Origin of the sequence: Ectopseudomonas oleovorans (genome assembly GCF_003052605.1) — a bacterium.
GTDB lineage: Bacteria > Pseudomonadota > Gammaproteobacteria > Pseudomonadales > Pseudomonadaceae > Aquipseudomonas > Aquipseudomonas oleovorans_A.
This window is the reverse complement of sequence record NZ_QASO01000094.1, coordinates 1-10,783: the sequence shown is the minus strand read 5'-3', so window position 1 is coordinate 10,783 and position 10,783 is coordinate 1. Positions and strand designations below refer to the sequence as shown.

Genomic DNA, 10,783 nt, shown 5'->3' with positions numbered 1-10,783 from the left:
CGTAGTAGAGATCCACTCGATTGCACAGTGACATGAACTGATGACGAACCGGTCGCACCGACCTGTGTGTAACCTGCTGCATCCATCGGCCCTCTGCTTTGCAAGGCCGCTAGCCCGGTTAGGCGCACAGGAGCGAAATTCATCATGGCTCAAGGCTAACGCCTTATCAGAAGTCGAATATACGGAAGCAGTCGTACCTAGGTTCAGAGGCAGATTATTTCACTGGCAAAACGGGAGGAGTCCATATACGGATGCAATCCGGGAACTCTCCGTGTCAGCGCCGGCTCAGGCCAGCAGGCGCTTCCACAGGCTCAGTTCGTCGGCCAGCTCCTGGCGCAAGGTTGCCAGGGGCTGTTCCAGACCCAGTTTGATCTGCGCGGGCAAGGGTGCTTCTGGTTCATGCGCCGCTTGCAGGGCGCTGGCCAGTAGCACCAGATCGGCCAGGTCGGCAGGGCCGTCATGTTCGCGCTGCCATTGTCCATACTGGCGTGCGCACTCGACGACGGCAGGTGGCAGTTGCCAGCGCGTGAGGATCAACGCTCCCAGATTGCCGGAGAGTGATTCGCAGAGTCCTTCCAGCGTGGCCGCGTCACGAGAGACCTGCGGCCAATGCTCCAGCTCCGAGAGCAGCGGCAGGCTGCCGATGTCCTGCAGGAGGCCGGCGAGCATGGCGTCGTCCATTGATAACCCCGTGCGTTGCGCCAGCACCGCACAGTGCGCCGCACGCTCGCGCGCGTGACGCCAGCGCAAACGAAACACCTGTTGTAACAACGCATCGGTGCTGCTGAACAGGTGTTGCAGGCTGAAGCCCAGTACCAGGTCTGCCAGCTGGCGGGTGCCCAGACGGTCGAGCAACTCGCGCAGGGAGGCGCACGGACGATTGCCGCGCACCAGCGGTGAGCTGGAGAACTGCATCAGGTAAGCCGCCAGGGGCGGGTTGCCATTTATCACCCGCGCCAGTTGTTCGGTAGAGGTCATCGGGTTGTCCAGCAGCTTGCGGATACGCATGGCTGCTTCGGGCATTTGCGGGATCTTGGCCTCGCCTTTGAGAAAACGATTGAGCAGCGCCAGGCGCAGGGTATCGGTGATGGTCGACATGGAGTCCCAAAAGCATCAAGGGTGGTGGGCAATAGGCTAGCAAAGCATGCTGACACCTGTCGCAGGCTCATGTCCTTGACTTGCCCTAACCCCGTCACTAGCGTGCCTGCATTCGTTTCAAGGCACGCAGGACGTTCGCATGACCGATGACCACATCAAGCTCGAAGCCAGTTGGAAGCACGCACTGCGCGAGGAGTTCGACAAACCCTACATGAAGGCGCTGGGTGAATTCCTGCGGGCAGAGAAGGCCGCAGGCAAGGAGATCTATCCGCCGGGCCCGCTGATCTTCAATGCGCTTAATTCCACGCCGCTGGATCAGGTCAAGGTGGTGATCATCGGTCAGGATCCTTACCACGGCCCCGGTCAGGCGCACGGCCTGTGCTTCTCGGTGCAGCCGGGCGTGCCAACACCGCCGTCACTGCTGAACATCTACAAGGAGCTCAAGCGCGATCTCAATATCGATATTCCCGCCCATGGCTACCTGCAGAGCTGGGCCGAGCAGGGCGTGCTGCTGCTCAATACCTCGCTGACCGTGGAACGCGCCAACGCCGGTTCGCACGCAGGCAAGGGCTGGCAGTTCTTCACCGACCGGGTGATCGAGGTGGTCAGCCAACATCAGCCTAAGCTGGTGTTCCTGCTCTGGGGCAGCCACGCGCAGAGCAAGCAGCGTCTGATCGATCCGACCAAGCATCTGGTGCTGCGCTCGCCGCATCCGTCGCCGCTGTCGGCGCATCGCGGTTTTATCGGCAATGGCCATTTCAGTCGCTGTAACCAGTTCCTCAGCCAGAATGGCCTGCAGCCGATCGAGTGGCGTCTGCCGGCGCTCTGAGCGTTGCTTCAGCGTTGCACGACTGCCTGATCAATCGTGCACTGCTGCGCCGCCAGGTCAGCATGCAGGCTTTGCAGATGCTTGTCGGCGCGCGCCAGTTGCGTTGAGTCCGCTTGCCTGACCAGGTCGACGATCATCTCGGCCATGGCCTGGCGGTTGCTTGCATAGCTGGCCCGATAGGCGTCGGTATAGAAGCGTTCGCGCTGTTGCAGCAGGGCGGTCATGCGCGCCGCGAAATCATCGCCACGGCGAACATCCAGTGCTTCGCGCAGCGCCTGTTGCCAGGCCATGCGGTTTTCCAGCCAGACCTGGTTTTGCTCGCCCAGGCCTGCTGCCCAGACGCGTACGCGTTCGCGTTGTTCGGTATTCAGCTTGCCGAACCAGGGTTGCAGACGTTTTTCCATACGTTCGGCACGGTTACTGATCTGCTCCGCCAGTGGCGGCTCGAGAAACTCCTCGCGTAGCTTGGCATTCTGCTCGTCCATGGCCGTCACCAACTGCTCGACCTGACGTGGACTGAGGCCACGCAGCAGTTCGATGGTACTGGGCGTGATCTCCACGGCGAGGCGCTGCATGGCCTGTTCAACATCAGCCAACTGGCTGGCCATCAGCTCGCTGTCACGGTTGTTCAATGCCTGCTGACTGCGTTGCAGCCAGTCGAGATAACGCGGCAGCTCGACACTGCAGTGCCAGGCCAGATGCTCCTGCAGCTGGGGTTTGAGCCAGGCGCTCTGCTCGCGGGTCAGCGCCACGTAGTCGCCCAGCTTCCAGGGAATCAGCCAATCGAGGTTGCGATAGGCCAGGTCGACACGGCTGCAGGCACTCAACAACAGGGAGATGGCCAGTAGCAGAAGCAGAGGCTTGCGCATGGTCGATGCTCATGAGGGCAGAGTCGTTGAGACTAATACTCGTCGAGGCTGACGCAAGAGGGCGGAAATATTCGCTTATGACTTCGCTGGTGTGAGGTTCGGATCGTGGGCAGAAGGGATTCTTTGCATGGATTGGGAAAGTGCGGATTGATACCGGACTGGTAAGTGCGTGTGTTCTTTTGCGCTATTTACGTCCGGGCAAAGGTCATTGGCGTGTCGATCTTTTGTCTTGGTTTCGCCCCTTACGGGCGAGTCACTTGACTCGCTACGCTCACCCTTCGGGCCAGCCTACGGCTGTTACTGCGCTGCGCTTCGTAGCTCTTGCTTGCCCAAGAGAAAGTAACCAAAGAGAAGGGCACCCCGACATCCGAGCTAGGCGCCCCCGCCCTGCTGCGCCGGGGTTCCCTCATTCCATCACCACTCCAGGGGCCCGCCACGAAGGGCCATCCCTGGCCCATCGTGGCTCTCGCGACATCCATGTCGCTCAACCCCTTACGCGGCGATTTCACTCGGCCTCCTGAAGGGGATTTGGGCGTCGTCTGTGAGATCGCGGTGAAAGATCAAAAGCCAGACGCCGCTGAGTTTAATTATGTGGAGATTACGCAAGCTCGCGACCTGGTCCCCTTCAGGAGGCCGAGTGGAGGTTTTGCGTAGGGGAGCGAGCCGCATGGATGCGGCGAGATACCGATGGCGGCCCCGCTTAAAGGGCCAGGGATGGCCCTTGTAAGCCGGCCCCGGAGCAACGCCGGAGCGAGGAAACGCAGCGAAGCGGAGTAACAGCCGCAGGCTGGCCCGTAGGGTGAGCAAAGCGAATCAAGTTTCGCGTAGCGAAACCCGGATGTCGGGGTGCCCTTCTTTGGCACACCTTTCTTGGGCAAGCAAGAAAGGTGTGGCGCCCGTAGGGGGCGCAACCTAAACGCTCAGTGGACTCGGTAATGGATAGTGCCAAGTCAGTAAGCAATACGCACACAAACTCACTAGTCCAGTGTCAAACGCATCCAAATAGGAATAACCAATAAAAACCGCCCCGAAGGGCGGTTCCCATGTCGCAGGTTGCGCTTAGCCGCCGAGGTAGGCGTCGCGTACCTTGGGGTCGTTGAGCAACTCTTCGCCGCTGCCACGCATGACGATGTGGCCGTTCTCCAGCACATAACCGCGGTCAGCCAGCTTCAGCGCCTGGTTGGCGTTCTGCTCGACCAGAAACACGGTCACGCCGTCTTTGCGCAGTTGCTCGATGATGTCGAAGATCTGCTGGATGATGATCGGCGCCAGACCCAGCGACGGCTCGTCGAGCAGCAGCAGGTTGGGCTTGCTCATCAACGCACGGCCGATGGCGAGCATCTGCTGCTCGCCGCCGCTCATGGTGCCGGCGCGCTGGGCGAAGCGCTCCTTCAGGCGCGGGAACAGGTGCAGGACCTTGTCCAGTTGCTCCTGATTTTCCGCCTTGTCACCGAAGAAGCCACCCATGGCCAGGTTTTCCTCGACGGTCAGGCGGGCGAACACGAGACGGCCTTCCGGCACGATGGCGATGCTCTTGCGCATGATCTCGGGAGTATCCATGCCCACCAGCTCTTCACCCATATAGCGGATGCTGCCGCTGGTGGCGCGCGGGTTGCCGCACAGGGTCATCAGCAGGGTCGACTTGCCGGCACCGTTGGCACCGATCAGGGTGACGATCTCGCCTTTCTGCACATCGATGCTGACATCGTGCAGCGCCTGGATCTTGCCGTAGAAGGTTGAGACGTTGTTGAAACTCAGCATGGATTACGCCTCCCCCAGATAGGCTTTGATCACGTCCGGGTTGTTACGGATCTGCTCCGGCGTACCGTCGGCCAGGGGGGTGCCCTGGTTGATCACGTAGATGTGGTCGGAAATGCTCATCACCAGCTTCATGTCGTGCTCGATCAGCAGCACGGTGACATTGTGTTCGTCACGCAACATGCCGATCAGCGCCTTGAGGTCTTCGGTTTCGCGCGGGTTGAGGCCGGCGGCCGGCTCGTCGAGCATGAGAATGCTCGGGCGCGTCATCATGCAGCGGGCGATTTCCAGGCGGCGCTGCTGACCGTAGGCCAGGGTACCGGCGCTACGGTTGGCGAAGTCCACCAGGTCGACCTGTTCCAGCCAGTAGGCGGCGTACTCCATGGCCTCGCGTTCGCTGCGGCGGAAGGCCGGGGTCTTGAACAGACCAGCCAGGTAGCCGGTGTTGAGGTGGCGATGCTGGGCCACCAGCAGGTTTTCCACCGCGGTCATGTCCTTGAACAGACGCACGTTCTGGAAGGTCCGTACCACGCCCTTGCGGGCGATCTTGTGGCCGGGCAGGCCTTCGATCGCTTCGCCATTGAGGCGGATGCTGCCGGAGCTCGGCTGATAGAAGCCGGTCAGGCAGTTGAATACGGTGGTCTTGCCGGCGCCGTTCGGGCCGATCATCGACACCACCTGCTTTTCCTTGACGTTCAGGCCCACCCCGTTGACGGCCAGCAGGCCGCCGAAACGCATGGATAGGCCGCTTACTTCGAGAATCGTGCGGCTCATCGCTTCAGCTCCAGGTGGGGACGTTGCATCGGCAGCAACCCTTGCGGGCGCCAGATCATCATGAAGATCATGACCAGACCGAAGAACAGCATGCGGTACTCGCTCAGCTCACGCATTTCCTGCAGCATCACCATGATGATGGCCGCGAGGATCACGCCCAGCTGTGAGCCCATGCCACCCAGCACGACGATGGCGAGGATCATCGCCGACTCGATGAAGGTGAACGACTCCGGTGTCACCAGGCCCTGACGCGCGGCGAAGAAGCTACCGGCGAAACCGGCCAGGCTGGCACCGATGGTGAAGGCCGAGAGCTTGATCACGGTCGGGTTCAGGCCCAGCGCGCGGCAGGCAATCTCGTCTTCACGCAGCGCTTCCCAGGCACGGCCGATCGGCATGCGCAGCAGGCGGTTGACCAGAAACAGGGTCAGCAGCACCAGCAGCAGGGCGATCAGGTAGAGGAAGATCACCTTGTACTGCGAGTTGTAGGCAATCTCGAAGTAGCCATGGAAGGTCGGCATATCGGCCGGCACACGGCGCTCGAAGGACAGACCGAACAGCGTCGGTTTGTTCTCGTTGGCGATGCTCAGACCGTTGGGGCCACCGGTGTACTCGGTCAGGTTGCGCAGCAGGATGCGAATGATCTCGCCGAAGCCCAAGGTCACGATGGCCAGGTAGTCACCGCGCAGGCGCAGCACCGGGAAACCCAGCAGGAAGCCGAACAGCGCTGCCATCATGCCGGCCAGCGGCAGGCAGATCCAGAAGCCCAGGCCGAAGTAGTGCGCCAGGATCGCGTAGCTGTAGGCACCGACGGCGTAGAAGCCGACATAACCCAGATCGAGCAGGCCGGCCAGACCCACGACGATGTTCAGGCCGAGGCCGAGCATCACGTAGATCAGGATCAGCGTGGCAATGTCCACCGCGCCGCGGCTGGCGAAGAACGGCCATACCAGTGCCACCATGACCATCGCCAGAATGATCCAGCGTTGGGTGGAGGGCAGGGTGAGGAAGTTGCCAATTTGCCCGGAACCACTTGGCAGCTTGGGCAGTTTGGCCCAGGCCGGGGTCAGTTGGTCACGCAGCAGTTGCCAGAGGAAGACCAGCGCAGCAGCACCACCGATGCACCAGAGTTCGAAGGCGGTAGCGCCTTCGACACGCAGGCTGATACCGATGGTGCTGAGTTTCAGGCCCAGTACCGGGTAGGAGATGATCAGCACCAGCAGGGCGCTGAAAATCGCGGATTTGAGGCTCTTGATGGTGGTGGGGCTCATACCTTTTCCACCTCCGGGCGGCCAAGGATGCCGGTTGGACGGAACAGCAGCACCAGTACCAGCAGGCTGAACGCCACCACGTCCTTGTATTGATCACCGAAGATATCGGCGCCGAAGGCTTCGGCAACGCCCAGCAGCAGGCCGCCGAGTACCGCGCCAGGGATGCTGCCGATGCCGCCGAGTACCGCAGCGGTGAAGGCCTTGATACCGGCGAGGAAGCCAAGGTGCGGGTTGATCACGCCGTAGTTCATGCCCAGCAGTACCGAGGCGATGGCAGCCAGTGCCGCACCGATGACGAAGGTCAGGGCAATGATGTTGTTGGTATTGATACCGAGCAGGTTGGCCATCTTCAGGTCTTCGGCGCAGGCGCGGCAGGCGCGGCCCAGACGCGAACGCGAGATGAACAGGGTCAGAGCGATCATGGTGACGAAGGTGACGATGAAGATCAGCACCTGCATGTAGGACACCACCACGCCGTTGGCCGCGCTTTCACCAAGGATGAAGTTGCCCGGCAGCAGGCTGGGGATGGCCTTGTCCTTGGAGTCCTGCGAAAGCAACACGGCGTTCTGCAGGAAAATCGACATACCGATCGCGGAGATCAGTGGGATCAGGCGGTTGCCACCGCGCAGGGGGCGATAGGCCACCCGTTCGATGCTGTAACCATAGGCACTGGTGACGATCATGGTGGCGGCGAAGGCCGCGATCATCACGAAGGGCACGGCTTCCAGGCCGAACATGGCAAGGCCGGCGATCACGGTGAAGGCTACGTACGAGCCAATCATATAAACCTCGCCATGGGCGAAGTTGATCATGCCGATGATGCCGTAGACCATGGTGTAGCCGATGGCGATCAGGGCATAGGTACTGCCAATGGTCAGGCCATTGATCAGCTGTTGCAGGTAGTGATAAAGATCAGGCATTGCCTAACTCCTGGGCGCTTGCGTGAAGCGGCGCTTGTGGCGCAGCGCGAGGCCGGAATTCTTCTAATGAACAAAGCCCACTGCAGCAGTGGGCTCTGGGTTAAGAACCTGTTCATGATCTGCTGCGCGTCGGCCCGCCGGGTCAATGGCGGGCGCTAGCTCGCTAGCCCATGAATCAGCTTCTTCGGCGGGGTTACTTGGCTTCGGACTTGGTGCCGTCCTGGTGCCACTCGTACACCACGAAGCTGAAGTCCTTCAGGTCACCCTTCTCGTCGAAGGCCAGGGTGCCGGTGGGAGTGTCGAAGCTGTTGGCGCGCAGGGCAGCGGCGACCTTGGCGGTATCGGTGTCGCCAGCTTTCTCGATGCCTTCGGCGATGACCTGAACAGCCGCATAGGCCGGGAACACGAACGGGCCGCTCGGGTCTTCGTTCTTGGCCTTGAAGGCCTCGACCAGCGCCTGGTTCTTCGGATCCTGGTCGAAGGACTTCGGCAGGGTGACCAGCAGGCCTTCGGAAGCCGGGCCGGCGATGGCCGAGATTTCCTTGTTGCCCACACCTTCCGGGCCCATGAACTTGACGTTCAGGCCACGCTCTTTGGTCTGGCGCAGCAGCAGGCCCAGTTCCGGGTGGTATCCACCGTAGTAGACGAAGTCGACACCAGCCTGGTTGAGCTTGGCGATCAGCGCGGAGAAATCCTTGTCGCCGGCGTTGATGCCTTCGAACAGGGCGACTTTCACGCCTTTGCCTTCCAGGGTCTGCTTGACCGCAGTGGCAATGCCCTCACCGTACTGCTGCTTGTCGTGAATGACAGCAACGGTCTGCGGCTTGATGTGATCGGCGATGAAGTTGCCGGCGGTCGGGCCTTGCAGGCTGTCCAGACCGATGGTGCGGAACACCAGTTCGTAGCCGCGAGCAGTGATGTCCGGGCTGGTGGACGCCGCGGTGATCATCAGGATGCCTTCGTCTTCGTAGATATCCGAAGCCGGTTGAGTGGAGCTGGAGCACAGGTGACCAACCACGAATTTGACGCCGTCGTTGACGATCTTGTTGGCCACGGCCACGGCCTGCTTCGGATCGCACGCGTCGTCGTAGACCACGCCTTCGAGCTGGGCGCCATTCACGCCGCCGGCCTTGTTGATCTGCTCGATGGCCATCTTGGCGCCGATGAACTGCATTTCGCCGTACTGAGCCACTGCACCGGTCACCGGACCGGCCAGACCGATCTTGATGTTGTCGGCCGCCATCGAATAGCTGGCCGCCCCCGCCAGTGCCATTGCCGCGAACAGCTTGGAAATCTGCTTAGCCTTGTTCATGAGTGCTCCACTCTTATGTTTTTCGTTGTTGTAGTTCTTGCGGCCGAAGCTGCAGAACCGGGTCCGTTACCCCGGTAATGCCTCCGGCAACTGTACCGGAACAGTGTAGAGCGCGGATTTGCGCCTTGAAAGCCGGCAACTGGAGGCGAAACGTGGGGTTGTCGCTAAATTGCAAGGAATGTATAGAAAAACGGCGTGGCCTAAGTCGGCTGGCGAGCGTCGCGCGGTTGCCAGGGTAGTTGTCGGCGCTATCATTGCGCGCCTGCATTCAAAGCCATCGACACGGGACACACCATGACGGATCAATCTAGCACCCTCTATGCCAAGCTGCTCGGTGAGACAGCGCCGATTCGTTGGCAGGAACTGCAGCAGTTCTTCGCTCGCGGTTCGCTACTCTGGGTCGAGGGGGGCAGGATCTGGTGGCGGTCGCGCAGGCTGTGGCCGAGAACGATCAGGCTCGAGTCGCGCAATGGATGAACCAAGGCCTGCTGTGCAAGCTCGAAGATTCATGTGCCGAAGATCTGCTCTCGCGTGACCCGCAGTTGTGGGCAGTCGTGGTCGCCCCCTGGGTGCTGGTACAGGAAAGGGCAGGGGATTCGACCCTGCACTGAAATGGCGCGCTGCAGGGCTGTGAGCAGCGAGCTAGACTCTTCGCACGCTCCCGTGAGGGAGTTTCTCGCAGCGCCACGGCAAAGGAGTGAGCCCAATGTTCGAACCTGGTCACCTGCATCGCAGCAATCCGCCTGGCCTGGGCGGGCAACCCGGTTACAGCATCGATTTCTACTATGAGGTGCGCGAGGATTCGCAAGAAGGGTCCATGTTGCATGGGCGCCTGGTTGGCGAGATAGAGGGCAGGGCATTCGAGGAAGTCTTCGAAATGCATCGCGATACCGCGTTCAACTTCGCCAGCGTGATTTCCCGCTTGGTGGCCAAGCATGGCCTGCCGCCCAACCATAGCCCGATCATGCGGGCGCATGCCGAATACGATGCGATCTTCGAGGACATTCGCGCCAAGCTGCACGCCAAGCCGGGTGAAGCGGTGGACCTCGATCACCTGGAGCGCGACGGTCTGACGTGACTCCCTGGCTGTTCGAGGACGAAAAAACCGGATTCCAGGATCTGGTTTTTTCATTCTTGGTCGTGCGTCAGGCCGCGACGAAACCAGCAGGGTAGGCCAGCGAGGCTTGGCTGCTTTGCACTTCGGCGATGGTTTCGCGCACGACCTGCTTGGCCAGGCAAGCGCACTTGCCGCACTGGCTGGCGATGCCGAGCGTGCCGCGCACTTCACGATAGCTGCAGCAGCCCTCGTAGACCGCATCGCGGATTTGAGTATCGGTGACACCTTCACAGAGGCAGACGTACATAAGCAAGGCTCGTCTTGGAGGTTCTGTTCGATGGATCGGATACTAATGTTAATGAGAATGCTTGTCAAATATCGATTGCGAATGCTCGCAGTGTCTGACGAACGGTTCAGCTTTCGGCAGGGGCGGGTAGAAAAGGTCTTTGAGTTTTCGCGGGGAGGATACTTTTGACACCGGACTGGCAAGTTTGTGTGCGTATTGCTCACGGGCTTAGCACTATCCATTACCGAGTCCACTGAGCGTTTGGGTTGCGCCCCTTACGGGCGCCACACCTTGACACGCCCGTGAGGGGCGAAACCAAGACGAAAGATCGACACGCTAATGATCTTGGTCCAGAGATAAATAGCGCTGCACGCAGAACACACAAACTTGCCAGTCCGGTGCCAATCTGCACTTTCCCAAAACTATGCGTAGAACCTAAAAAAACCGGCGGACGCCTAATGCTGATCAGATAAGTTCGTCACCACCCCTTCCTACTTGCAGTAGAGGGGGCGCTTTTCGTAGGAGCCAGCTTGCTGGCGATGCTTTTTATGGGTGCGCCAGGCATGGCGCGTAGCGCCGTGACTGGCGCTGTTCGGTTCACTGTGGTGGTGA

The 10,783-nt window shown here is 60.6% G+C and carries 10 protein-coding genes and 1 pseudogene; 3 read left to right on the top strand and 8 right to left on the bottom strand.

The features are described 5' to 3' along the window. Positions 1-285 precede the first annotated feature (285 nt). Complete coding sequence (locus tag DBO86_RS15535; RefSeq protein WP_108234151.1) at positions 286-1,098, bottom strand: HDOD domain-containing protein; 813 nt, start codon at positions 1,096-1,098, stop codon at positions 286-288. 139 nt (positions 1,099-1,237) lie between these two features. On the opposite strand from DBO86_RS15535, the gene ung reads away from it, so the two are divergent. Then, a complete protein-coding gene (gene ung, locus DBO86_RS15530) occupies positions 1,238-1,927 on the top strand; it encodes a uracil-DNA glycosylase (protein WP_108234150.1) in 690 nt (229 codons plus the stop codon). Positions 1,928-1,935: 8 nt separating this feature from the next. Here the strand turns inward: ung and DBO86_RS15525 are convergent, their stop codons facing one another. The 6 genes from DBO86_RS15525 to DBO86_RS15500 form a co-directional block, all read right to left on the bottom strand. Then, on the bottom strand, positions 1,936-2,796 hold the full coding sequence (locus DBO86_RS15525; RefSeq protein WP_108234149.1) for a DUF6279 family lipoprotein: 861 nt from the start codon (positions 2,794-2,796) through the stop codon (positions 1,936-1,938). A gap of 1,059 nt (positions 2,797-3,855) precedes the next feature. Next, on the bottom strand, positions 3,856-4,557 hold the full coding sequence (locus DBO86_RS15520) for an ABC transporter ATP-binding protein (protein WP_108234148.1): 702 nt from the start codon (positions 4,555-4,557) through the stop codon (positions 3,856-3,858). Positions 4,558-4,560: 3 nt separating this feature from the next. After that, positions 4,561-5,328, bottom strand: a complete 768-nt coding sequence (gene livG / locus DBO86_RS15515) for a high-affinity branched-chain amino acid ABC transporter ATP-binding protein LivG (protein ID WP_108234147.1) — start codon at positions 5,326-5,328, stop codon at positions 4,561-4,563. Then, on the bottom strand, positions 5,325-6,596 hold the full coding sequence (locus DBO86_RS15510; protein WP_108234146.1) for a high-affinity branched-chain amino acid ABC transporter permease LivM: 1,272 nt from the start codon (positions 6,594-6,596) through the stop codon (positions 5,325-5,327). Before DBO86_RS15510 ends, livG begins: the two co-directional genes overlap by 4 nt. After that, positions 6,593-7,516, bottom strand: coding sequence for a high-affinity branched-chain amino acid ABC transporter permease LivH (gene livH / locus DBO86_RS15505; RefSeq protein ID WP_108234145.1), 924 nt, complete (start codon positions 7,514-7,516; stop codon positions 6,593-6,595). The genes DBO86_RS15510 and livH overlap by 4 nt, the downstream gene beginning before the upstream one ends. Positions 7,517-7,709: 193 nt before the next feature. Then, positions 7,710-8,828, bottom strand: a complete 1,119-nt coding sequence (locus DBO86_RS15500) for a branched-chain amino acid ABC transporter substrate-binding protein (protein ID WP_004423702.1) — start codon at positions 8,826-8,828, stop codon at positions 7,710-7,712. 294 nt (positions 8,829-9,122) lie between these two features. On the opposite strand from DBO86_RS15500, the pseudogene DBO86_RS15495 reads away from it, so the two are divergent. Both DBO86_RS15495 and DBO86_RS15490 read left to right on the top strand, forming a co-directional pair. Further along, a pseudogene (locus tag DBO86_RS15495) lies at positions 9,123-9,439 on the top strand (DUF2288 domain-containing protein). A gap of 95 nt (positions 9,440-9,534) precedes the next feature. Then, on the top strand, positions 9,535-9,906 hold the full coding sequence (locus DBO86_RS15490) for a DUF5064 family protein (RefSeq protein ID WP_104730323.1): 372 nt from the start codon (positions 9,535-9,537) through the stop codon (positions 9,904-9,906). 67 nt (positions 9,907-9,973) lie between these two features. Here the strand turns inward: DBO86_RS15490 and DBO86_RS15485 are convergent, their stop codons facing one another. Further along, positions 9,974-10,192 (bottom strand): bacterioferritin-associated ferredoxin, encoded by a 219-nt coding sequence (locus DBO86_RS15485; protein ID WP_004423711.1) that lies wholly within the window; start codon positions 10,190-10,192, stop codon positions 9,974-9,976. Positions 10,193-10,783: the final 591 nt, after the last annotated feature.